The sequence below is a fragment of the Parazoarcus communis genome (assembly GCF_003111645.1).
Classification (GTDB): Bacteria; Pseudomonadota; Gammaproteobacteria; order Burkholderiales; family Rhodocyclaceae; genus Parazoarcus; species Parazoarcus communis_A.
On sequence record NZ_CP022187.1, the window covers coordinates 2,257,365 to 2,279,064 of the forward strand.

Genomic DNA, 21,700 nt, shown 5'->3' on the forward strand with positions numbered 1-21,700 from the left:
GTGTGGATGCAGACGGCCGCGCTGCTGACGCTCTCCAACGTGTTCATGACCTTCGCCTGGTATGGACACCTGAAGAACCTGCAGCACCGCGCGTGGTACGTCGCGGCACTGCTGAGCTGGGGCATCGCCCTGTTCGAATACCTGTTGCAGGTTCCGGCAAACCGGATCGGCGCCACAACGCTCAACCTTGCCCAGCTCAAGATCATGCAGGAAGTGATCACGCTGGTGGTCTTCGTCCCCTTCGTGCTGATCTACATGAAGCAGCCGCTGAAGCTGGACTATCTGTGGGCTGCGCTGTGCATGCTGGGTGCCGTGTATTTCATCTTCCGCAACTGAGTGATCAGTAGTCCAGCAGGCTGCGGCAGGTTTCCTGGCGCCCGGTCAGCTGACTGAAGCGGGCAAGGCGCTCGCGCACAAACTCATCCGACACCCTGCGATCCGAACAGTAGTCCCGCAGATGCATTGCATGGGCCAGGTTCTGCATGTCGGCCACGGTCTTCGCCAGCGCGGGAAAGGTATAGCCTTCGGTGCTGCGCCAGTCCTTGTCCAGCGCGGCATCGGCGGCCGGCGCGGAAGCAGGCGCAGAAGCAGGCGCGGGAACGCCCTGACCATGAGCAGCGGGCAGACAGGCAAGGCAGAGAAGTGCAACAAGCGTGGGTAAACGCATCGGGCCGCAGACCGGAAAGGGATACCTTCCAGTCTACGGCCCGACTTCGTTCAAACTTGAGGGATCAGGCCTCCAGCGCCTTCACGTGCGTAATCACCTCACCAATGGCCTGCTGCGCACTGCCGTACAGCATGCGGCAGTTGTCCTTGTAGAACAACGCGTTTTCGATGCCTGAGTAGCCCGCGCCCTTGCCGCGCTTGACCACGATCACGTTGTGCGCCATGTCCACGTTGAGGATGGGCATGCCGTAGATCGGGCTGCTCTTGTCGGTACGCGCCACCGGGTTCACCACGTCGTTGGCACCGATCACCAGCGCCACATCGGCCTGCGGGAAGTCGGCGTTGATCTCCTCGAGGTCGAAGATCTTGTCGTAGGGCACACCGGCCTCGGCCAGCAGCACGTTCATGTGCCCCGGCATCCGCCCCGCCACCGGGTGAATGGCAAACACCACCTCCACCCCGGCCTCTTCGAGCAGCTGCGCCATCTCCCACACCTTGTGCTGCGCCCCGGCCACCGCCATGCCGTAACCGGGCACGATGACGACCTTGCTCGCGTAACGCATCACCGACGCGGCATCAAGCGCGGAGAACTCCTTCATCGTGCCTTCGATGGCCTCGCCCTCACCCTCTGCCGCCGCGCCGGTAAGCGGGGCGAAGATGATGTTCTTGATCGGGCGGTTCATCGCCTTGGCCATCAGCTGCGTGAGCAGCGTACCCGAGGCACCGACCACGATGCCGGCCACGATCAGCGCGGGGTTGCCGAGCACGAAGCCTTCGAAGCCCACGGCCAGACCGGTGAAGGCGTTCAGCAGCGAGATCACCACCGGCATGTCGGCGCCGCCGATCGGCATCACCAGCACCGTGCCGAGCGCGAGCGCGAGCACGAAGAAGATGAACACTTCAAAGCCGCTCGGTTGCGCCGAGTAGCTCACCGTCAGGCCCACGCCGAAGGTGGCCAGCGCGAGGAAGAAGTTGACGTTGTTCTGCGCCGGCAGCCGGATCGCTTTCTTCATGATCCCCTGCAGCTTGGCAAAGGCCACGCAGGAGCCGGAGAAGGCCACCGCACCGATGATCGCGCCCAGCGCCATCAGGGTGGAGGTGATGCCGTCGTGCGCTGCACCGCGCACCAGTTCGACCCCGGCAATCGCCGCCGCCGCACCGCCGCCCATGCCGTTGTAGATGGCAACCATCTGCGGCATGTCGGTCATCTTCACCGTCTTGCCGCTCCACCAGGCCACGCCGCCGCCGAGCACGATCGCGGTGACGATCAGCCCAACGTTGTGCAGCCCCGGCATGAAGAAGGTGACCACCGTGGCGCCGATCATTGCGAAGCCGGCCCAGACGATGCCGCGCCTTGCGGTCACCGGCGAACTCATGGCTTTCAGGCCGAGGATGAACACCACCGCGGCGATGAAGTACGCCATGCTGACAAACCAGTTTGAACTCATTTCGCGCCCCCTTCCTTGCGCTCACCGGGCTTGAACATGGCCAGCATGCGCTCGGTCACGATGTAGCCACCGGCGGCATTCGCAGCCCCAAGGAACACCGCGAAGAAACCGATCACCAGTTGCACCGGGTCTTCCGGGTCGGCATGGCCGAGGGCGACCATGGCACCGATCAGCACCACGCCGTGCACGAAGTTCGAGCCCGACATCAGTGGCGTGTGCAGGATCACCGGCACGCGCGAGATGACTTCGTAGCCGGCAAACGCGGCCAGCATGAAAATATAGAGTGCGGCAAAGCCTTCCATGATGTCTCTCCTTACAGACCGAGGATCTGCTTCACACCCGCGTGGCGCACTTCGCCCGCGTGAGTGAGACAGCATCCGGCCATGACTTCGTCTTCCCAGTCGAGCGCGAGCGCGCCGTCCTTGATGAAGGGCGAAATGAAGTTGAACAGGTTCTTGGCGTACATTTCCGAGGCGTGCACCGGCATGCGGCTGGTGATATGGGTGGGACCGATCACGAGCACGTCGTTGATCCACACCTTCTCGCCCGCGACCGTGCCTTCGACGTTGCCGCCGCTCTCGGCGGCCATGTCGACGACTACGGCGCCGGGTTTCATGCGCGCGATCATGTCCGCGCTGATGATCTGCGGTGCCCGCTTGCCCGGAATCGCGGCGGTGGTGATCAGCGCATCGCACTGGCCCACAGCCTTGGCCAGGCGCTCGGCCTGTCTGGCTTTCTCTTCGTCGGTGAGTTCGCGCGCATAGCCACCCGTGCCCGCTGCGGCCACGCCGGTGTCGACGAACTTGGCGCCGAGCGATTCGATCTGCTCACGGGTTTCGGGGCGCACGTCGTAGGCTTCGACCATGGCGCCGATGCGGCGCGCGGTGGCAATCGCCTGCAGTCCGGCCACGCCGGCACCGATCACCAGCACCTTGGCCGGGCGGATGGTGCCTGCAGCGTAGGTGAGCATGGGGAAGAACTTGGGTGAGTGGTCCGCGGCAATCAGCGCGCACTCGTAGCCGGCCACTGCGGCCTGGCTGGAGAGCGCGTCCATGCTCTGCGAGCGCGAGATGCGCGGCAGCAGTTCGAGCGCAAAGGCGGTGATCTGCTTCTCCTGCAGCAGCTTCACCCGCTCGGCGTCCGCCCACGGCTGCAGCATGCCCAGCAGCACGCTGCCCGGCTTCATCGCCGCGATCGACGCCGTCGTCGGCGGCTGCACGCACAGCACCACCTCCGCTTCGCCGAACACCGCAGCGACGTCATCGACCAGACTGACCTCGGCAAACGCTTCATCACGGAAATGCGCCGGCACGCCTGCGCCGACCTGCATCACCACATGGGCACCGAGGCCCTGATATTTCTTGACCACATCCGGCACGACCGACAAGCGTCGTTCTCCATCAACGGTCTCCGCTGGCACTCCGATCAACAGAGGCATGGGCGACTCCTCCCTTAGGGATTGAAAAGGCTTAAGGTACGTCGGGCCTGTGAATTATTGTAGTTTCTCCCTGCCTTACACCGTTACGGTGCCGGGCCGACGCTGATCAGATATTACCGCGTCTCACGTTGGCTGCAACTCTGCCGACATGAAAGCGTACGGAAATTGGATAAGACCGGAAGAAAAATGCGGAAAGCGGACGCCGAACGGCGCCCCGATGGCGCGAAGCCGGCACGCCGCCCCGGCGTTCGCGAAGCGCGGGATTCTCAGCTGTTCGCGATAGCCGCCACTGCAGGCACTTCGACAAAATTGATGATGGCCAGGGAGATATTGTCTCCATAGCCCTCGGCACGAACCCGCGCCTCGTCGATGAGAAACTGCGCAGCCTCACGCGCCTTGCGTGAATGGAGCGCGTCCGCGAGTTCCTGATCGGAGAAATAGGCCCAAAGACCGTCGGAGCAGATCAGGAAGCTGTCGCCGCCCGCAAGCGATGAAGTGCAGCCATGATTGATCTGGGGCAAGCGGTCGCTGCCAAGACATGACAGCAGTACGTTGCGCTGGGGGTGGTTGAGCGCGGCAGCCTCATCCAGCCTGCCCTTGCGCTGCAGTTCGCCCACCAGCGAATGATCGAGGCTTCGAGCCAGCGGCTTTCCATCGCGAAAATGATAGAGCCTCGAGTCGCCGCAATGCGCCCAGTAAGCCTGGCCGTCGAAAAGCATGAAGACGACGACCGTGCTGTGCGGGTCCTGCTCGCTGGTGAAGCGGGTCAGGCGGATGACCGTATGCGCTTCATTGATCACGCCATCCAGCAGATGTTCGGGCGTTTCGTGCATGGGCGCGAAGGCCTCGAAGTTCTGCCTGGCCTTGAGCATCACCTGCTCTGCCGCCATGGCGCCGCCACTATGACCGCCCATGCCATCGGCAAGCACCGCCATCATCGTGCCGCGTCGCGTCGGATGCGCAAACAGTGCAACGCGATCCTGCTGCTCCTTGCGGTCGCCGATATGACGCGCTACACAGGTTTCGACGGAAATGGGCATGACAAGGCTGGCTACAACGAAGGTCGCAATGATAGCAATGACGGCCCACGCTGGGGCGTCATTGCCAGGCTGAAGCCACGCTTACTGCAAACACCGTGACGAAAATCACGGCATCAGCCGCATTCTATGCGCTTGTCACGCCAAAAGATCAAGCCGGAAATCCGTTGAGCCGCGAATCGAGCAGTTCGATCCAGTGCCGCACCGGCGTCTGTGTTCCAGCCTGCAGATGTGTGATGCAGCCGATGTTCGCCGACGCAATCGCGCCCGCCCCGCCTTCGCACAGGGCCGCCAGCTTGTTGTCACGCAGCGTGTGCGAGAGCTCGGGCTGCAGCAGCGAGTAGGTACCAGCCGAACCGCAGCAAAGATGGGCGTCACGCACCGGCGTCAGATCGTAGCCCGCAGCGTCCAGCAAGCGCTCGACGCCGCCACGCAACTTGAGGCCGTGCTGCAGCGAACAGGGCGCATGCCATGCCAGCGGCGTGCGCCTGTTGCCCTTGGCGGCGAGCAGACGCGCCAGATTGTCGACCTCGGCAACGATGACCTCGCTGATATCGCGCGTCAGCTCACTCACTTTTCGTGCCTTTTCGGCATATGCAGGATCGTTGCGCAGAATGTGCCCGTAATCCTTGACCTGGGAGCCGCATCCAGACGCTGTCATGACGATGACTTCGATATCGCCGGCCTCGATCACCGGCCACCATGCGTCGATATTGCGCTTCATGTCCGCCTTGCCACCTTCGTGATCGTTGAGGTGGTGGCGCACCGCACCGCAGCAACCTGCGCCCGGCGCCTCCTGCAGCGAAATACCGAGTGTATCCAGCACCCGCGCCGCCGCCGCGTTGATCGAAGGCGCCATCGAGGGCTGCACGCAACCGGCCAGGGTCAGCATGCGCCGGCCGTGACGAGGCCGCGGCCACGGGCCTGCGGGTCGTGCAAGCGGAACCTTGTCCTTGAGCGTCTCCGGCAACATGCCGCGCACCATCCGCCCCGCCTTCATCGCCGCGCCGAACAGACCCGCACGCGGAACGAACTCGCGCAAGGCCCAGCGCACTGCGCGATCGGCTCCTCGACGTGGCACCTTGGTCTCGACCACATGCCGACCGATATCGACCAGGCGCCCGTACTGCACCCCCGAAGGACAGGTCGACTCGCAAGACCGGCACGTCAGGCAGCGGTCGAGATGCAGCCGGGTCTTTTCGGTCGGCTCGTGGCCTTCCAGCACCTGCTTGATCAGGTAGATGCGGCCACGCGGGCCGTCGAGTTCATCGCCGAGCAGCTGGTAGGTCGGGCAGGTGGCGGTGCAGAAACCACAATGCACGCAGTTGCGCAGGATTTCGTCGGCCTCGCGTCCATCAGGTGTATCGCGAATAAAGTCGGCAAGCTGGGTCTGCATGCTCAGATTCCTTGGTAGAGCCGGCCGGGGTTGAGAATCCCCGCGGGATCGAAGGCCGCCTTCAGGCGCCGGTGGATGGTCAGCAAGGGCGCAGCGAGCGGGGTAAACACGTCGCTGCTGCGATCGCCGCCACGGAACAGGCTTGCATGCCCGCCGAGCGCCGCAGCGCGGGCGCGGATCTCGTCAGCAGGCGCGTCCGAGATGAGCCAGCGCTGCGCGCCACCCCATTCGATGAGCTGCCTGCCAGCAAGCTGCAGTGGTTCCGCCACGCTGGGTACCGACAAGCGCCACAAGGGCATGTCGGCGCTGTCTGCAAAGAAATCACCCTGCTGCTCACGCAGGGACTGCCAGAACATCGGGGCGGCCTGTTCATCCAGCGCATCACCTCCGAGCCGGGAACACGCCGCGCTCACCGCCGCTTCCGCCCCCGACAGCCGCAGCGTGAGCGCGCCGTCCGCCCATGCCGAGGCGGACACCGGCAAAGGCTGACCACCCCATTCGTTGAACCGGTCGATGGCTTCCGACTCGGAGAGCTGGAACCGCAGGGTCTGCTCCGCCACCGGGCGTGGCAGTACCTTAAGCGACACTTCGAGAATGATGCCCAGGGTGCCCAGGCTGCCAGCGATCAGCCGCGATACGTCGTAGCCCGCAACGTTCTTCATCACCTGCCCGCCGAAGGACATCACTTCGCCGCGACCGTCGACAATCTTTACACCGAGCATGAAGTCGCGAACCGCGCCGGCCGATGCCCGCCTCGGCCCCGAAAGCCCTGCCGCCACGCAGCCTGCAAGCGTCGCGCCTGCGCCGAAGTGCGGCGGTTCAAAAGCGAGGAACTGGTTCTGCTCGGCAAGCACGGCCTCCAGATCGGCAAGCGGCGTGCCGCCGCGCGCCGTCACCACCAACTCGGTTGGCTCATAGCTGACAACCCCCGCATGCGCGGCAACGTTCAACACCTCGCCCTGAGCCTCGCGGCCCAGAAAGCGCTTGGTGCCGCCGCCCTCGATGCACAGCGGCGTGCCGCTGGCGGCCGCCCCCCGAATCTGCTCGGCCCAGGCCGAAACCAAGTCACTCATTGCTCATCCACCTTTTCTCTTGTCTTTTGCTCCGGCCCGCGTCCGATGCGCCCACGCAGCGTCAACCACGCGCCGAGCAGGGAAAGCACCGGCACCGCGACGAACAGAAACTGTATCCAGCCCTTGTTCACCTTGAACGCACCCCTCAGAAGCGCGGCAATTCAGGATGCGGCAACTCGCCGCCCTTTACGTGCATGCGCCCGTACTCGGCACAGCGGTTCAGGGTCGGAATCGCCTTGCCCGGATTGAGCAGGCCCGCGGGATCGAATGCGGCCTTGACGCGGAAGAACTGATGCAGTTCGCTGCGCTTGAACTGCGAGCACATCTGGTTGATCTTTTCGATGCCCACCCCATGCTCGCCAGTGATGGTGCCGCCGAGGGTGACCGACAGCTCAAGAATCTCCGCACCGAACGCCTCCGCCCGGTGAAGCTCGCCTTCCTGGTTGGCATCGAACAGGATCAGCGGGTGCAGGTTGCCGTCGCCCGCGTGAAAGACGTTGATGCAGCGCAGTGCGTAACGCGTCTCCATGTCCTGGATGGCGCTCAGCATCTCGCCCAGACGCTTGCGCGGAATCGTGCCGTCCATGCAGTAATAGTCGGGAGAGATTCGGCCTGCAGCCGGGAACGCCGCCTTGCGTCCGGCCCAGAAGCGCATCCGCTCGGCTTCGTCACGCGACACCCGGATTTCCGTTGCGCCGCTGTGTTCGAGCACCGCACGCACGCGGGCAATCTCTTCGGCCACCTCCTCCGGCGTACCGTCGGACTCGCACAGCAGGATGGCCTTGGCATCCAGCGGATAGCCGGCCCGCACGAACTCCTCAACCGCCGCGGTCGCCGCCTGGTCCATCATCTCCAGCCCTGCCGGGATGATGCCGGCGGCAATGATCGCAGCCACCGCATCGCCCGCGCGGATGACGTCATCGAATGCAGCGAGCACACACTGCGCAAGCTGCGGCTTGGGCGTGAGCTTGACCGTAACCTCGGTAACCACCGCCAGCATGCCCTCGGAGCCGGTGATGAGCGCAAGCAGGTCGTAGCCGGGGGCGTCGAGCGCATGGTTGCCGAACTCGACCGCCTCGCCATCGATGGTGACGCCGCGCACGCGGAGCAGGTTGTGCACCGTGAGCCCGTACTTCAGGCAATGCACGCCGCCCGAGTTTTCGGCCACATTGCCGCCGATGGAGCACGCAATCTGCGACGACGGATCCGGCGCGTAATACAGGCCGTGCGGCGCGGCGGCCTCGGAAATGGCCAGATTGCGCACCCCGGGCTGCACGACCGCAGTACGCGCATGCGGATCCAGCTTGAGGATGCGATTGAAACGCGCCAGTGACAGCAGCACCCCGTGGGTATGCGGCAACGCGCCCCCCGACAGCCCCGTCCCCGCACCCCGGGCCACCACCGGCACCCCAAGCGCGGAGCAGGCCTTGAGCACTTCAACCACCTGCGCCTCGGTCGTTGGCAGCGCAACGACCAGCGGCAGCGCACGATAGGCGGCCAGGCCATCGCACTCGTAGGGCCGCAGATCCTCACTTTCGTACATCAGGGCACCCGGCGGAAGCACGCGCGCGAGCGCTTCGACCACCCGCGCCTTGTCGACCGCGGAGAAATCCGCTTCCTGCTCGCCGAGGGCGATGTCCTCATTCAGATTCATGCTGTCTCTCCATGCTTTCCCGCCCGATTGAACGCACTGTCGATCCGATGCTCATGCCGCGCCACGACACCCAGACGGCAGGCTGCCGCTCCGAGATGGGCTCTTGCCGCCTCGCCGGCGGCCTGTGCATCGCCGAGCTTGATTGCTGCAAAAATACGCCGGTGCTCCGCCTGCGCATTGGCGGCACGACCTGCGCGATGCCCCTCCTCACTCCACGTCGGCAGGCGTGATGCAGAAAACTGCCGCCCCATGTAGGTCAGGAAGCGCTCCAGCTGACGATTGCCGGATGCTGCGGCGATCGCCACATGAAAAGCGTCATCCGCCGACGCGCCGCCCTCGCCCCGCTGCAGGGCCCGCTCCATCTCATCGAGCGCAGCCGCGATCCGCGACAGGCTCTCCGGGGTGCGACGCTGCGCGGCCAGCTCGGCAGCGCCACTTTCGACCATCGTACGCAACTCGAATGTATCCGCCACATCCTCGTCAGCGGGAGCTGACTCGCGCACAAGCCGAAAACTGCTTTCCCCCGGCGCCGCGGCAACGAAGGCCCCGAGACCCTGCCGCGTTTCCACGCAGCCTTCCGCCTTGAGACGGGAGATGGCCTCGCGCACGACCGCGCGACTGACGCCGAACCGTTCGCACAACAGCTTTTCGGTAGGCAGTTGCGTGCCGGGCACCAGGCCCAGCTCGCCAATCCACGCTTCGATCTCGCGCGAAACGGTATCACTGAGCCGCGGAGGCCGGTTCAGCGGGCGCGGGGAGGAGGTTGTCAACTTGTCAGACATGTTGCGAATGATAGCGCAGCAGTGCCCACAGACGATTGGGGTTTTCCCGACTCCCTGTATCCATGGCTGCGCCTTGAGTGCGACGGCTCTGCCACGCATCACTCAGCATTTGCTAATATTCGCCCTCGATTCTTGTCCGGGCAATGTCATGACCACACGCGCCTCTGCAGCGCGGCTCCTGCCCTTTTTGGCCTGGCCCGGCCAGTGGGCCAGGTACGGCATTCGCGGCGACCTCATTGCCGGCCTCACGGTTGCGCTGGTCATGGTGCCGCAGTCGCTCGCCTACGCGCAGCTCGGCTCGCTCCCGCCCTACATCGGCCTCTACGCGGCCTTGCTACCCGCGCTCGTTGGCGCGCTCTTTGGCTCCTGTGGCCAGCTTTCCACGGGACCGGTTGCCCTGACTTCACTGCTGACCGGTGCAAGCCTGTTGCCGCTCGCAAGTCCCGATACGCCCGAGTTCCTTGCGCTGGCAGTCCTGCTGGCGCTGATGTCCGGTCTCATCCAGCTCGCCCTCGGGGTGCTGCGCCTGGGCTGGCTGCTCAATCTGCTGTCACATCCGGTCCTGATGGGTTTCATCAACGCCGCTGCGCTGGTGATCTGCATGTCACAGCTCCCCCCCCTGGTCGGCGTCAAGCTGCACAACGGCGGTCAGTTTCTTGCAGACTTTCTGAACGCACTCGGCGAGGTGGGCAACATTCACCTTCAATCAGCCGCCTTTGGCATCGGCGCGCTCATATCCCTGACACTTCTGCGCCGCCTGGCGCCACGCCTGCCCGGCGTGCTGATCGTTGTAGGCACCAGCATTGCCCTCTCGGCGTGGCTGGAATTTGCCGCTCAGGGCGGCGCAGTGGTGGGCGCAATCCCTGCGGGACTCCCGCCGCTGTCGATACCCGACATCAGAACGGACGCCATGGTCACCTTGCTGCCCACTGCCTTCGTGATCGCGCTTGTCAGTTTCATGGAAGCCGCCTCGAGCGCCAAGGTCATCTCCGGCAAACTGCGCGAGCCCTGGGACCAGAATCAGGAACTCATCGGACAGGGCCTGTCGAAGCTCGCCTCGGCCTTCACCGGCAGCCTCCCGACCAGCGCCTCGTTCTCCCGTTCCGCACTCAGTTTCACCAACGGCGCGCGCACCGGCCTGTCCGCACTGGTCACGGTTGCCGTGGTCGTGGCGACGCTGATCTTCTTCACGCCACTGCTCTGGCATCTGCCCAAGCCCGTGCTGGCTGCGGTCATTCTTCAGGCCGTGTTCAACCTGCTCGATCTCAAGGCCCTTAAGAAGGCCTGGCAGGCAAACCGTGACGACGGCGTTGCGGCAGCCCTCACCTTTGTCGCCACGCTCTCCTTCGCCCCCAACATTCAGAACGGCATCCTGACCGGCCTGCTGCTGTCGCTGTCGCTGATGGTCTATCGCAGCATGACGCCGCGCGTCGCGCTGCTGGGGCTGCACGCCGACGGCACCTATCGCGACCTCGAACGCTTTGACCTCGCCCATCCTCATCCGCATGTCGTCATCCTGCGCTTCGACAGCCCGCTGAGCTTCGTCACCGCCGCCACCTTCGAGGACGCCACCCTGCGGGCCGCACGCGCCCAGCCGGATGTGCGCACCGTGCTGATCTCGGGCGCTGGCATCAATGACATCGACGCCACCGGCCTGCACATGCTCACCGCCCTCGTCGACCGCTTTGCGCTTCAGGGCCAGGCACTCGCCTTCTGCGGACTCAAGAAACAGGTCATCGACGCCATGCAACGCGACGGCCTGTGGCCTCGAATCGAGCCCCACGCGGCCTACCGTACCGAACAGCAGGCACTGGACCAGCTGCTCCAGGATGCACCGGAGTGATTACGCACTGATTAATATTGACTTTTCCCTGCGCACGCAATACAGTACCCGACTCTTTGCAAAAACCATCAATCGGAGCAACTCCATGTACGCGGTGATAAAAACCGGTGGCAAGCAGTATCGCGTCGTCGCCGGCGAAAAGATCAAGGTAGAACAGATACCGGCCGACGTGGGTTCCCAAATCACCATCGACCAGATTCTCATGGTCGGCGAAGGCGAGGCCGTCAAGATCGGCACGCCGGTGGTTTCCGGAGCTTCCGTCACGGCTTCCGTGGTGTCCCACGGTCGTCACGACAAAATCAAGATTTTCAAGATGCGCCGCCGTAAGCACTTCCAGAAGCACCAGGGGCATCGTCAGAACTACACCGAAATCCGCATCGACGCGATTTCGGCCTGAGCCAGGAGGTAAGTCGACATGGCACATAAAAAAGCTGGCGGTAGTTCCCGTAACGGCCGCGACTCAGAATCGAAACGACTCGGCGTAAAGCGCTACGGTGGTCAGTTCGTACTCGCAGGCAACATCATTGTTCGCCAGCGTGGCACTGAATACCACCCGGGCGACAACGTCGGCATCGGCAAGGATCACACCCTTTTCGCACTGACCAACGGCACCGTCAAGTTCATGGTGAAGGGCCCCGCCCGTCGCCGTACCGTGACGATTCTGCCTGAGGCAGCCGAGGCCTGATTTTCGCCTCGCGACCGGAAAAGCCCTATCCTTGCGGTAGGGCTTTTTTGTTTGTATCGCATCACCTGCTTTACCCGCTCCATAACCAGTACCCCTGCGACCCGGCTCGCGGCACCTGCCGCACCTGCCGCGTCCCTGCCAGCCGGAAGCATCATGAAGTTTTTTGACGAAGCCCGAATTGAAGTTGTTGCCGGAGACGGCGGCAACGGCGTTGCCACCTTCCGCCGCGAGAAATACATTCCGCGTGGCGGCCCCAACGGTGGCGACGGCGGTCGCGGCGGCAGCGTGTACGCAGTGGCCGACCGCAACATCAACACCCTGATCGACTATCGCTATACCCGCCACTTCCGCGCTGAACGTGGCGAGAACGGTGGCAGCCGGGACTGTTACGGCAAGGGCGGTGAGGACATCACCCTGCGCTTCCCTGTCGGCACGGTGATCACCGAGCACGAAACGGGCGAGATGATTGCCGACCTCGACGAGGACGGCAAGAAGATCCTGATCGCCAGCGGTGGCCGCGGCGGTCTGGGCAACATCCACTTCAAGTCGAGCACCAACCGCGCACCACGCAAGCGCACCATGGGCCAGGAAGGCGAGCGGCACATGCTGCACCTCGAGCTCAAGGTGCTCGCCGACGTCGGTCTGCTCGGCCTGCCCAACGCCGGCAAGTCGACCTTCATCCGCGCCGTCTCTGCAGCCAAGCCCAAGGTCGCCGACTACCCCTTCACCACGCTGGCGCCGAACCTTGGCGTCGTCCGCACGGCCGAAAGCCGCAGCTTCGTGATTGCCGACATTCCCGGCCTGATCGAAGGCGCGGCCGAAGGCGCCGGCCTCGGCCACCAGTTCCTGCGTCACCTGCAGCGCACCCATGTGCTACTGCACCTGGTCGACCTCGCTCCCTTCGACCCCGAGGCCGACCCCGTACGTGACGCCAAGGCCATCGTCGATGAGCTGCGCAAGTACGACGAAGAGCTCTACAACAAGCCACGCTGGCTCGCCCTCAACAAGCTCGACCTGATCCCGGAAGAAGAGCGCGCCGAACGCATCGCCGCCTTCCTCGAGGCCTACGGTCCGGTGGAACGCCACTTCGAGATCTCCGCACTCAAGGGCGACGGCTGCAAGCCGCTGGTCTTCGCCATTCAGGACTTCCTCGACGGTGAGCGCGCGCGCATCGAAGCCGAGCGCCAGGAACGCCTCGCGGCCGAGCAAAGCCGCCTTGCAGCGATCGACGCCGCGCGCGCCGAGGCAGAAGCTGCCGCGCTCGAAGCCGACCTCGACGACGAGGATGATGAGCACGACGACGATAACGCCAGCGAAGCCGATCAGCAGGACGACACCACTCCCCGCTAACACTGCACCCAGGCAGTCGAACACCATGAGAGAGAAGATCAGGAATGCGCGCCGGCTGGTCGTAAAGGTCGGCAGCGCCCTTGTCACCAACAACGGCGCAGGCCTCGATCACGCCGCACTCGACGACTGGGCGCGTCAGATCGCGGTACTGCGCAGCAACGGCCGCGAAGTCGCCCTGGTCTCCTCCGGCGCCATCGCGGCGGGCATGCAACGACTGGACTGGACCAAGCGCCCGCAGGAGATGCACAAACTGCAGGCCGCTGCTGCAGTCGGCCAGATGGGCCTTGTCGAAGCCTATGAGAAGGCCTTCTCGCGCCACGGCCTGCAGACCGCGCAGATCCTGCTTACGCACGCCGACCTCGCCAACCGCACCCGTTACCTCAACGCCCGTTCGACGCTCACCACCCTGCTCGGACTCGGCGTGATTCCGATCATCAACGAGAACGACACCGTCGTGACCGACGAGATCAAGTTCGGCGACAACGACACACTGGGCGCGCTGGTTGCCAACCTGATCGAAGCCGAGACACTGATCATCCTCACCGATCAGAACGGCCTGTACACCGCCGACCCGCGCAAGGACCCCGCAGCCAGCCTGATCGGAGAAGGTCGCGCGGAAGACCCCGTGTACGAGTCCATGGCTGGCGGCGCCGGCAGCGGCATCAGCAAGGGCGGCATGATCACCAAGATCAAGGCCGCACAGCGCGCCGCCCGCAGCGGCGCCCACACCTGCATTGCCAGCGGTCGCGAAACGAACCCGCTGCTGCGCATTGCTGCAGGCGAACCCGTCGGCACCCTGCTCTACGCCAGCAGCTCGCCGCTGCAGGCGCGCAAGCAATGGCTTGCCGATCACCTGCAACTGGCCGGCGATCTCGTGATCGACGATGGCGCAGTTACCGCGCTGAAGAACGGCCGCAGCCTGCTCCCCGTGGGCCTGATCGAGGTCAGGGGCGACTTCAGGCGTGGCGCAGCAGTGGCCTGCCGCAGCATCACCGGCGAAGAAGTGGCCAGAGGCCTGGTCAATTACAGCGCATCCGAATGCCGCCGCATCGCCCGAAAGCCGACCAGCGAGATCGAGAAACTGCTTGGCTACATCGACGAACCGGAACTGATACACCGGAACAACATGATTGGTCGCTGAGGGTTGCGCGTCGCTCTGCGACGAAATGCACACGCACCCAAAGAGCGCAAAGTACAATCTGTCTGTGCTTCCGGAACAATGGTTATGCAAATAACACGCCTGGGCAAATAGGATCGCCTTTGCGCCAGGCTGCACAGGAGGCGTCAGAATGACCAAGTGCAGAAAATGCCTGCTCCCGGCCTCAGCACCTGGAGCGGAGCTTGACAACGCGGGGGTCTGTGCGTTTTGCCGGCAGAACGCACCGCAAGAGAAGACGCCCCCTTCGTCGGCGGCCTTTCTCGACGACCTCGAGACAACGCTTGCCGCCTGCCGCAACAATCCCAATTCAGAATACGACTGCATCGTCCCACTCAGTGGCGGCAAGGACAGCCTCTACCTGCTACACCGCCTGAAGGTCGACTACGGCATGAGGGTGCTGGCGTTCACATGCGACATCGACCTTCCGCCCGTTGCGTGGAAGAATATTCGACTCGCTCTCAAGAAACTCGATATCGACCATCTGGTATTTGCGCCCGCCTTCGGCTTTCTGAGCAAACTCTTCCGCTACCTGCTTTGCAACCAGGAAGCCCGCGGTGCCGTATATACCGTTTCATACGTCTATGCCCCGCTTTTTGAGGGGGCAGCAATTCGGCTGGCGATCGAGAAGAACATTCCACTGATTCTGGCCGGCTACTCGCCGGGCCAGCCGGAGCCGGAGCGCATGCTGTACGAGTTTTCTCCGACGCTCATTCGCGAAGAAGACTGGACGCCGCCTCACCTTGCGACCTGCGGCGAGTTCTCGGAAGCTGAACTCACCGCCTTTTACAACCCGAAGAAGCTCCCCGCCGCTACCGCATTCCCGCGTTACCTTGCCCCGTACCACGCCTGGGACTACGATCAGGACAAAGTCATCCGGAAGGTCACCGAACTCGGACTGGTGCAGCGCAGCTCGCATGCAAGCCCGATCGTGAGCAATTACCCGATCAACTGGCTCATGATGTACTCGGATCTCAAACAATTCGGCTACAACCCTTACGCACCGGAGTTTGCAGCACTGATCCGCGAGGGGAAGGCGAGTCTTGCATACTGGCGCATCATGGCTCCCGTCGTCGACTTCATGATTCGCAACAAGCTGGGCCTTGGCAGGGAGGTCAGACGCAGCATGGAATGGCTCGGACTGCGAGACGATGACCTGCGCATCAACCTGCCCAAGGGCGCGTACGACCCTCCGTTGCTGCGAGACGCCTGACATGCCCGCCCCGACAACAACCCTGCCAGAACGGCTGCTAGCGCGGTGCAAGGACACCCCGGATGCTGTCGCCTATCTCCATCGGGGCGATGATGGAAAATGGCTGCCCGTCACGTGGCATACCGTTGCTCAGCGAGCAATCGGCATCGCTCGCGGGCTCTCACTGCTTGGCGTGCAAGCAGGTGATCGCGTGGCAATCATGCTGCCCACCTCACCAGAATGGGAATACTGTCAGCAGGCCGTACTCATGCTTGGCGCAACAGTGGTCGGAATCGACGCTCATGACGCCCCGTCCAATCTGCACCATATCCTTGAGCTGACTCAGCCGCGCGCGCTGGTCACAGGTAACGAGCGTCAGCTTGCGCTCATCAGGGAAACCTGGCGGGTGCCCGAGATTATCGTGGTCGCTGAACCCGAGGTGCCCCACCCGGATATCCACGCACTTGCGGACTTTTTGCAGACACTCGATACCGGCGCAACGCCCCCCTCAGCGCCCTCGCCCGACGACATTGCAACAATCGTATTTACTTCGGGAAGCACGGGGACACCGAAAGGCATTGCGTACACTCACCGCCAGGTTGCGCTTGCCTGCGATGCGATTCTTGATCGCTTTCCCTCGATCTCCAACGAGACCACCCTCGTTTGCTGGCTGCCACTCTCCAACCTGTTTCAGCGCATCATCAACCTGTGCGCAATTGTCTGTGGCGCAAGATCCTATTTCGTTTCCAACCCGCAGGACATCGTCCGCCTTCTCCCGGAGATCCAGCCCTCCCTGTTTATCGGCGTACCGCGGTTTTTCGAGAAGCTGCATGCGGGCATCATGGCAGAGGTCGCAAAGCAGCCCGCACCTGTCAGGCTGCTGATTGCTGCGGCCTGGACAACAGGCATGAAGACTGCAGCAATGCAACGGTCTCATGGTCAGGTCAGCCTCACCTGGCGCGCCCTGTCCATGCTCGCCAACCCGATACTGGCACGCTTGCGCGCAGTCATGGGCCAGCGCATGCAGTTCATGGTCAGCGGCTCGGCGCCGCTACCCTCCTGGCTCATGGATCGCTTTCACGGGCTTGGCTGGCTTGTGCTTGAAGCCTACGGTATCAGTGAAAACGTCATGCCGGTCGCACTGAACACCCCGACGCACTACCGGTTCGGCAGCGTAGGGCGCGCATTGCCAGGAAACGAACTCCTTGTTGCCGAAGACGGCGAACTACTCATACGTGGAGATGGCGTGTTCAGCGGCTACTACGGGGCAGACGCGCACGACACCCCCATAGACAGCGAAGCGTACCTGCACACCGGGGACTTCGCCCGACTCGACGCCGACGGTTACGTCTGGCTTGAGGGGCGCAAGAGCGAGGTCTTCAAGACCTCGACCGGGAGGCGGATCGCGCCAGCCCCACTCGAGGCAGCGCTCAAACAGATCGATTATGTCGATCACGCCATTATCGTGGGGCGAGACCGCCCTTTCCCGGTGGCCATCATTACCCTCAGCCCTGAACACGAAATGGGAAAGCAGGTACAAACGCCTGAGGGGCAAAAGACGATAAGCAGTGACGTCGCCAGGGCATGCGAAGCATTTACCCCCTACCAGCGCCCAGGCGCGGTCATCGCAAGCACAAGACCACTCGGAATTGCGACTGGCGAGCTTACCGCAAACCTGAAAATTCGTCGCAAACAGGTTGAAACGCGATTTGAGCGCGATATCGAGCGGGCCTATGAAGCCCCGCGCCTGTCACCTGACACGGACATCCGAACCAACCCTCCGGTGATTCTGACCCCATGAATACTTATTTCCTAACCGGCGCATCCGGTGCCGTTGGCAGCGCGATCGTCCCCCTGCTTCATGCCAACGAGAACGTGAAACTGCGCATTCTGCTGCGCGCTGAATCGGATCAGCATCTCGCAGAGAGATTCGAGAAACTGTGTGCGTTCTGGGGGATCGCGGCTGACGCCGAAACCCGGCGCCGTATCACCCCCCTGCGCGGAGACGCAGCCGAACCCAACTTCGGAATGCCTCCCGTCGATTACGCCAAAGTCGTCAGTGACACCACTCATATCGTTCATTGCGCTGCGAGCGTACGGATGAACCTCAGCCTGGAAGAGGCCCGTCACTCAGCGGTAGGTTCGATGCAAGCCATTCTGACGCTCGCCCGGAAGCTTGCCGAGAACGGCACCCTCCGCAAGATCGATCTGGTGAGCACTGTCGGCATTGCGGGAAAGCGCTCGGGCGCGCTGCCCGAGACCTGGATCGATGAGCCCCGCGAGTTTCACAACACCTACGAACAATCGAAATCCGAAGCCGAGGCCTTGGCACGCAAAGCCCTCGAAGAGGAGAAACTGCCCATCACGATCCACCGGCCAAGCATGGTGATCGGCGACTCGCGCGACGGCAAGATCATCCACTTTCAGATTTTCTACTTTATCTGTGACTTCCTTTCCGGGCGCCGCACGTTTGGCCTGTACCCGGACTTTGGAGACGTTCGCCTCGACACCATTCCGGTTAACACGGTTGCCAGCACGATCGTCTCCTCAAGCACCGATCCCGAAACAGTCGGATCGATCTTCCACCTGTGTTCGGGTCCCGAGAAATCGATCAGACTCGTCGACCTTCGCCTGCTTGTCAGGGACGCATTCCACAGGCACGGACTCAACGTCCCGTTTGCACTGAAACTGCCTATTGGTCTTTTCATGGGCGCGCTCAACCTTGCCGGGCGATTCATGCAACCGGAGCAGAGGCGAGCGCTGGCAACGCTTCCGATCTACATGGACTACCTTGCCGATCAGCAGGGCTTCGATAATCGAAAGTACAGCGCCTGGCTTGAAAGCCGAAAAGAGGCGATTCCCGACGCCAAGGACTACTTGCCGCGAGTGCTCGCACGTTTTCTTGAGCAGAAACATCCGCTCGGGCCCAACTGAAGGGTCTCTGCGAGGTAGCGACAGCCAGACAGCTCACGAGCCTCCCGCAACGTCCGCATCTGTCACAGAGCGGGGATCACACCACAAAAAAAGGGCACCCGAAGGTGCCCTTTTTCACAGCCACTGATCAACGATCAGGCGCGACGGCGACGTACCAGACCACCGCCGAGAAGGCCGAGGGCCAGAAGCGCCAGCGTACCGGGTTCCGGAACCTCTGCAACACCGCGGGTGTTCAGCGTACCAGCCAGACACCATGCGCCGGTTGCTGCAGTACCGGTCGAGCAACCGTTTGCCAGTCCGCCAGAAACGTCCAACGGATTCAGAACGAAGTTGTTGGCCGATTCCGTGTAAGCGAGGTCAGCCGTACCACCCGCAGCGTCGGGCACGCCGTTGCCGTCAAGGAAGGCAGCAAAAGCCGCATTTCCAGCAGCGGTGTCAACATCAAGCAGACCGTTGCCGAAGAAGTTCAGCGTTGCGCCGCTGAGGTTACCGGATGCCTGACTGACCACGTTGGCCGGAGTCGCGCCACCAAGGTTGCCGTGTCCGGTCAGCGACGCATACAGCGTGCCGCCCATGATCGTAGCCAGGTTCGCGTTCGAGTTCTGCGTCAGCAGGTTCAGGAGCGGACCGTTGAGGTAGTACAGGTTTACATCGGTACCGGTGAACTGGATGTCGGTTGCCGACGTGAAGGTACCGCCGGTGAAGTTCACCGTGTAGAACAGGCCGCATCCACCGCCAGCGGTGCAGTAGTTGCTGTTGCCGTTGATCGTGGTGATGTAGCCGTAGCCCATGCCAGAACCCGTACCCGGTGCAGTGGTGGCCGGATTGATGAACTGCTGGGCAAGCGTCATCGTTTCGATGTGGGTATTGGACGCACCAAGCGTACCAAAGTCAATGCCTGCAACCACCACGGCGGAAGCAGGAGCACTTGCCAGGGCTGCGCCGGTTGCGAGTGCGATCGCGATAAGATTTTTTTTCATTCCAGCACCTCTTGAGTAGTGTGAATTCGTTGCAGAACATCCGCTGCTACCAATAAGCAGTTAGCGTGCCAACAGTGTGGAATGACGTCTAAGTCAATGTTTTACATTAATTAAAAACAAAAACTCTCATTGCGAAAAAGCGTCCTGGATTCGTGAATGTAAAAAATCCCGACAGCCACACCAGCATCACAAAGCGGTTAATCCCGCCCGAAACCTGAACGCTTCCCCACACACCCGCGATGCCAATGCCTTTCCTTGAATTCACCGCGATGTGCCGGAGCATGCGGCTTCACACCACGGGTCAGAGGCCGGGAGGATCAGTCGGCTCGACGCCGCTCGCCGGCATTGCACTACCGACATCGTAGCGGCCCGGCGCTATCACCCCCTTGGGGTCCAGCGCCTTCTTGATGCGACCATTCAGACTCTTCAGTTCGGGGGCTCCGCGATAAACAGAGTCCCACCCGGCCAGCCCCGCGCGATACTGTTGAAGATTGACCGCCTGCATATCCTGCACCAGCCGCGCGTAAAGTCCCTTTGCGCGCTCTACCTCATCAGGACTTTCCTTGTCATAGATGATCGCCATCAGGCACACGACTGAGCGCGGATTCATCATGAGCATGGCAACGTAGAAATCAAAGTCGTACTCTTCGAAGGTTTTTCGCGAGTCGGCAAGGTAACGCACGATCTCGGCGCCGATCACCGGCAGGATCGGCGCAAACCAGATCAGCCCGCAGCGGTCGGCAGCTGGATCGACATCGCTGTCCGGACGCGATGCGCCATGCCGGTAATAGGCATGCCGCACGAAGTACTCTGTCGGAATGCCTTTCAGAATCCTGTGCGCGTGAGGCGCAAGCTCAAGGACTGGAAGTGAGGTCTTGCCCAATCCATGCAGGAACGGAAGCATCCAGTCGTTTTTCTTCACCAGTCTGACGAGCTTATCGAGGAGCGATAGCCGCCCATCGGTCAGAAAAATCAAGCGCCCATAGGGGCCGAGCTCGCGGCGCAGCAGCTTGCGCTGCACCTTCACCTGCTCGCGCGTACCGTACAGCCCCCCGCCACAACTCCAAGGCGAGATTCGATACTTGTGCCGAAGGCCGTCAAGGTCAGCGGCGGAAAGCCGCCCCTTGGACGGCACATCTTCATGCAGGCGTTGTGTCAGAACAGTGATTGTGACGAAGTCATTGATCATGTGCAGCTTGCTTACAGCCACGCCCAACAGCGCAAGCTTGCGGTATGCGTCCATGACGGCCGGCACGTCGGCCTCATTTCGAATTTCAAAGACATAGGAATTGTATTCTTCAGGCTCAGGCATCAACCACAAGCCCGCCTGTGTCACCACTCCGAGGTTCGACTGGCTGAACAGCCCCTCGATATAGGGCCCCAAGCCCCATTTGTGTGTATGCCAGGTTCTTTGCGATTTCGACGAAGTACCAATCTGAACCAACTCGCCTGTCGGCAAGACGACTTCAAGGCCGCAGAGGTTTCCGAAGTGATCCCCGTAAGGCGTTTCACCAATACCTCGCTCCAGGGCGTTGCCAATGACACTGCCTTCCGGAGGGCCATCGGTGCAGTCCGCCCAAAGCCTGGAGCCTGTCTCCCTGAGATAGGCGTTCAACTGCTGGTAGCTTACGCCGGGCTCAATGACGACATAGGCGAGTTCTTCATTTACCTCAAGCACGCGGTTCATGCGCTCAAGGATGAGCACGATCGCGCCATCCTCTGTCGCCAGCGACGCTCCATAGCCCCAGTTCTTTCCCGTGCTGAACGGCCAGATCGTCAGTCCGTGCTCGCCAGCAAGCTTGATGACCCGGGAAACCTCCTCCCCGCTCCCCGGAAAGACGACCGCTGCGCAACGTTTCTGCCACGGAATGGTGCACCGGGAATAACGATCAAGATCTTCGCTGCTTGTACAGACGAACTCCGACCCGACGATTGCTTTCAGCTGGTCGGAAACCTGCTGCGTAAACCGCGTTTCGCTTTGTGTATTTGGCATCGTCCGTCCAGTCCTATTTGAGCGCTTTCTTTTTGGATTGAGGCTTTGGAACATTCAACAGTACAAGGCTTCC

21 protein-coding genes are annotated in these 21,700 nt (G+C 62.5%); 9 read left to right on the forward strand and 12 right to left on the reverse strand.

The features are described 5' to 3' along the window. Positions 1 to 6: 6 nt before the first annotated feature. The gene (locus tag CEW83_RS10255; protein ID WP_108951334.1) at positions 7 to 336 is read left to right on the forward strand and encodes a DMT family protein; all 330 of its coding nucleotides are present in this window, start codon (positions 7 to 9) and stop codon (positions 334 to 336) included. Between the two features lie 4 nt (positions 337 to 340). On the opposite strand, the gene CEW83_RS10260 is transcribed toward CEW83_RS10255, so the two are convergent. The 10 genes from CEW83_RS10260 to CEW83_RS10300 form a co-directional block, all read right to left on the reverse strand. Then, a complete protein-coding gene (locus CEW83_RS10260; RefSeq protein ID WP_108949252.1) occupies positions 341 to 667 on the reverse strand; it encodes a hypothetical protein in 327 nt (108 codons plus the stop codon). Between the two features lie 64 nt (positions 668 to 731). Beyond that, entirely contained in the window at positions 732 to 2,114 is a 1,383-nt protein-coding gene (locus tag CEW83_RS10265; RefSeq protein ID WP_108948929.1) for an NAD(P)(+) transhydrogenase (Re/Si-specific) subunit beta, read from the reverse strand. Next, on the reverse strand, positions 2,111 to 2,416 hold the full coding sequence (locus CEW83_RS10270; RefSeq protein ID WP_108949253.1) for an NAD(P) transhydrogenase subunit alpha: 306 nt from the start codon (positions 2,414 to 2,416) through the stop codon (positions 2,111 to 2,113). The genes CEW83_RS10265 and CEW83_RS10270 overlap by 4 nt, the downstream gene beginning before the upstream one ends. 11 nt (positions 2,417 to 2,427) lie before the next feature. After that, a complete protein-coding gene (locus CEW83_RS10275; RefSeq protein ID WP_108949254.1) occupies positions 2,428 to 3,552 on the reverse strand; it encodes an NAD(P) transhydrogenase subunit alpha in 1,125 nt (374 codons plus the stop codon). 266 nt (positions 3,553 to 3,818) lie between these two features. After that, positions 3,819 to 4,592, reverse strand: a complete 774-nt coding sequence (locus CEW83_RS10280; protein WP_108949255.1) for a PP2C family protein-serine/threonine phosphatase — start codon at positions 4,590 to 4,592, stop codon at positions 3,819 to 3,821. A 148-nt stretch (positions 4,593 to 4,740) separates the two neighbouring features. Next, the gene (glcF, locus tag CEW83_RS10285) at positions 4,741 to 5,985 is read right to left on the reverse strand and encodes a glycolate oxidase subunit GlcF (RefSeq protein ID WP_108949256.1); all 1,245 of its coding nucleotides are present in this window, start codon (positions 5,983 to 5,985) and stop codon (positions 4,741 to 4,743) included. A 2-nt stretch (positions 5,986 to 5,987) separates the two neighbouring features. Further along, positions 5,988 to 7,058 (reverse strand): glycolate oxidase subunit GlcE, encoded by a 1,071-nt coding sequence (gene glcE, locus CEW83_RS10290; protein WP_108949257.1) that lies wholly within the window; start codon positions 7,056 to 7,058, stop codon positions 5,988 to 5,990. After that, the gene (locus CEW83_RS21580; protein ID WP_267896512.1) at positions 7,055 to 7,189 is read right to left on the reverse strand and encodes a hypothetical protein; all 135 of its coding nucleotides are present in this window, start codon (positions 7,187 to 7,189) and stop codon (positions 7,055 to 7,057) included. The genes glcE and CEW83_RS21580 overlap by 4 nt, the downstream gene beginning before the upstream one ends. Before the next feature lie 14 nt (positions 7,190 to 7,203). Continuing rightward, positions 7,204 to 8,712: an FAD-linked oxidase C-terminal domain-containing protein gene (locus tag CEW83_RS10295; protein WP_108949258.1), complete on the reverse strand. Its 1,509-nt coding sequence runs from the start codon at positions 8,710 to 8,712 to the stop codon at positions 7,204 to 7,206. Next, on the reverse strand, positions 8,709 to 9,494 hold the full coding sequence (locus CEW83_RS10300; protein ID WP_108949259.1) for a FadR/GntR family transcriptional regulator: 786 nt from the start codon (positions 9,492 to 9,494) through the stop codon (positions 8,709 to 8,711). The genes CEW83_RS10295 and CEW83_RS10300 overlap by 4 nt, the downstream gene beginning before the upstream one ends. Before the next feature lie 148 nt (positions 9,495 to 9,642). Here CEW83_RS10300 and CEW83_RS10305 point away from each other — a divergent pair, with 148 nt between their 5' ends. From CEW83_RS10305 to CEW83_RS10340, 8 genes are all read left to right on the forward strand, one after another. Further along, on the forward strand, positions 9,643 to 11,337 hold the full coding sequence (locus tag CEW83_RS10305; protein WP_108949260.1) for a SulP family inorganic anion transporter: 1,695 nt from the start codon (positions 9,643 to 9,645) through the stop codon (positions 11,335 to 11,337). An 85-nt stretch (positions 11,338 to 11,422) separates the two neighbouring features. Continuing rightward, on the forward strand, positions 11,423 to 11,734 hold the full coding sequence (gene rplU, locus CEW83_RS10310) for a 50S ribosomal protein L21 (protein WP_108949261.1): 312 nt from the start codon (positions 11,423 to 11,425) through the stop codon (positions 11,732 to 11,734). A gap of 18 nt (positions 11,735 to 11,752) precedes the next feature. Then, positions 11,753 to 12,022, forward strand: a complete 270-nt coding sequence (gene rpmA, locus CEW83_RS10315; RefSeq protein WP_108949262.1) for a 50S ribosomal protein L27 — start codon at positions 11,753 to 11,755, stop codon at positions 12,020 to 12,022. Between the two features lie 153 nt (positions 12,023 to 12,175). Next, a complete protein-coding gene (cgtA, locus tag CEW83_RS10320; protein ID WP_108949263.1) occupies positions 12,176 to 13,372 on the forward strand; it encodes an Obg family GTPase CgtA in 1,197 nt (398 codons plus the stop codon). A 25-nt stretch (positions 13,373 to 13,397) separates the two neighbouring features. After that, positions 13,398 to 14,513, forward strand: a complete 1,116-nt coding sequence (gene proB, locus CEW83_RS10325; protein WP_108949264.1) for a glutamate 5-kinase — start codon at positions 13,398 to 13,400, stop codon at positions 14,511 to 14,513. A 148-nt stretch (positions 14,514 to 14,661) separates the two neighbouring features. Then, positions 14,662 to 15,741, forward strand: a complete 1,080-nt coding sequence (locus CEW83_RS10330; RefSeq protein ID WP_108949265.1) for a hypothetical protein — start codon at positions 14,662 to 14,664, stop codon at positions 15,739 to 15,741. A gap of 1 nt (position 15,742) precedes the next feature. Continuing rightward, complete coding sequence (locus CEW83_RS10335) at positions 15,743 to 17,521, forward strand: AMP-dependent synthetase/ligase (protein ID WP_108949266.1); 1,779 nt, start codon at positions 15,743 to 15,745, stop codon at positions 17,519 to 17,521. Further along, positions 17,518 to 18,654 (forward strand): SDR family oxidoreductase, encoded by a 1,137-nt coding sequence (locus CEW83_RS10340; RefSeq protein WP_108949267.1) that lies wholly within the window; start codon positions 17,518 to 17,520, stop codon positions 18,652 to 18,654. The genes CEW83_RS10335 and CEW83_RS10340 overlap by 4 nt, the downstream gene beginning before the upstream one ends. A gap of 134 nt (positions 18,655 to 18,788) precedes the next feature. Here the strand turns inward: CEW83_RS10340 and CEW83_RS21625 are convergent, their stop codons facing one another. Both CEW83_RS21625 and CEW83_RS10350 read right to left on the reverse strand, forming a co-directional pair. Next, on the reverse strand, positions 18,789 to 19,634 hold the full coding sequence (locus tag CEW83_RS21625) for a PEP-CTERM sorting domain-containing protein (RefSeq protein ID WP_108949268.1): 846 nt from the start codon (positions 19,632 to 19,634) through the stop codon (positions 18,789 to 18,791). 301 nt (positions 19,635 to 19,935) lie between these two features. Next, positions 19,936 to 21,627 (reverse strand): FAD-binding oxidoreductase, encoded by a 1,692-nt coding sequence (locus tag CEW83_RS10350; RefSeq protein ID WP_159099440.1) that lies wholly within the window; start codon positions 21,625 to 21,627, stop codon positions 19,936 to 19,938. Positions 21,628 to 21,700 lie beyond the last annotated feature (73 nt).

Bases quoted from the DNA above. Each gene is read 5' to 3' on its own strand.
- CEW83_RS10255 (WP_108951334.1), top strand. From the start codon at position 7: ATGCAGACGGCCGCGCTGCTGACGCTCTCCAACGTGTTCATGACCTTC.
- CEW83_RS10260 (WP_108949252.1), bottom strand. From the start codon at position 667: ATGCGTTTACCCACGCTTGTTGCACTTCTCTGCCTTGCCTGTCTGCCC.
- CEW83_RS10265 (WP_108948929.1), bottom strand. From the start codon at position 2,114: ATGAGTTCAAACTGGTTTGTCAGCATGGCGTACTTCATCGCCGCGGTG.
- CEW83_RS10270 (WP_108949253.1), bottom strand. From the start codon at position 2,416: ATGGAAGGCTTTGCCGCACTCTATATTTTCATGCTGGCCGCGTTTGCC.
- CEW83_RS10275 (WP_108949254.1), bottom strand. From the start codon at position 3,552: ATGCCTCTGTTGATCGGAGTGCCAGCGGAGACCGTTGATGGAGAACGA.
- CEW83_RS10280 (WP_108949255.1), bottom strand. From the start codon at position 4,592: ATGCCCATTTCCGTCGAAACCTGTGTAGCGCGTCATATCGGCGACCGC.
- glcF (WP_108949256.1), bottom strand. From the start codon at position 5,985: ATGCAGACCCAGCTTGCCGACTTTATTCGCGATACACCTGATGGACGC.
- glcE (WP_108949257.1), bottom strand. From the start codon at position 7,058: ATGAGTGACTTGGTTTCGGCCTGGGCCGAGCAGATTCGGGGGGCGGCC.
- CEW83_RS10295 (WP_108949258.1), bottom strand. From the start codon at position 8,712: ATGAATCTGAATGAGGACATCGCCCTCGGCGAGCAGGAAGCGGATTTC.
- CEW83_RS10300 (WP_108949259.1), bottom strand. From the start codon at position 9,494: ATGTCTGACAAGTTGACAACCTCCTCCCCGCGCCCGCTGAACCGGCCT.
- CEW83_RS10305 (WP_108949260.1), top strand. From the start codon at position 9,643: ATGACCACACGCGCCTCTGCAGCGCGGCTCCTGCCCTTTTTGGCCTGG.
- rplU (WP_108949261.1), top strand. From the start codon at position 11,423: ATGTACGCGGTGATAAAAACCGGTGGCAAGCAGTATCGCGTCGTCGCC.
- rpmA (WP_108949262.1), top strand. From the start codon at position 11,753: ATGGCACATAAAAAAGCTGGCGGTAGTTCCCGTAACGGCCGCGACTCA.
- cgtA (WP_108949263.1), top strand. From the start codon at position 12,176: ATGAAGTTTTTTGACGAAGCCCGAATTGAAGTTGTTGCCGGAGACGGC.
- proB (WP_108949264.1), top strand. From the start codon at position 13,398: ATGAGAGAGAAGATCAGGAATGCGCGCCGGCTGGTCGTAAAGGTCGGC.
- CEW83_RS10330 (WP_108949265.1), top strand. From the start codon at position 14,662: ATGACCAAGTGCAGAAAATGCCTGCTCCCGGCCTCAGCACCTGGAGCG.
- CEW83_RS10335 (WP_108949266.1), top strand. From the start codon at position 15,743: ATGCCCGCCCCGACAACAACCCTGCCAGAACGGCTGCTAGCGCGGTGC.
- CEW83_RS10340 (WP_108949267.1), top strand. From the start codon at position 17,518: ATGAATACTTATTTCCTAACCGGCGCATCCGGTGCCGTTGGCAGCGCG.
- CEW83_RS21625 (WP_108949268.1), bottom strand. From the start codon at position 19,634: ATGAAAAAAAATCTTATCGCGATCGCACTCGCAACCGGCGCAGCCCTG.
- CEW83_RS10350 (WP_159099440.1), bottom strand. From the start codon at position 21,627: ATGCCAAATACACAAAGCGAAACGCGGTTTACGCAGCAGGTTTCCGAC.